This window comes from Mycobacterium simiae (genome assembly GCF_008370645.1).
In the GTDB taxonomy this organism is placed as follows: domain Bacteria; phylum Actinomycetota; class Actinomycetes; order Mycobacteriales; family Mycobacteriaceae; genus Mycobacterium; species Mycobacterium simiae_A.
The window spans coordinates 1-210 of the sequence record NZ_VTZN01000696.1; the positions used below are offsets into that span (position 1 = coordinate 1).

Annotated in this window: 1 protein-coding gene; it reads right to left on the bottom strand. The window is 74.8% G+C overall.

Annotated elements, in window-relative coordinates; all coding sequences use genetic code 11:
* Window positions 1–16: 16 nt before the first annotated feature.
* The coding region (locus F0Q45_RS28535) for a hypothetical protein (protein WP_223163976.1) at window positions 17–210 on the bottom strand (194 nt) is incomplete at its 5' end.

The following is a 210-nucleotide window of genomic DNA, read 5'->3' on the forward strand; positions in this document are numbered from 1 at the left end:
CCGCCGTCGCCGCCTTTCAAAGGCGAGGCGCCAACGGCCCCGGTGGCGCCAGTGCTACTCCCGCTACCGCCTTGCCCTCCAGCTCCGCCAGCACCGGGATCACCGCCCTTGCCGCCGGTGCCACCCACACCGTTAGCCACTGACCAGTCGCCCGTTCCGCCCGCTCCGCCGGTGCCGCCTTCGCCACCGCCACCGCCGACACCTCCGGCC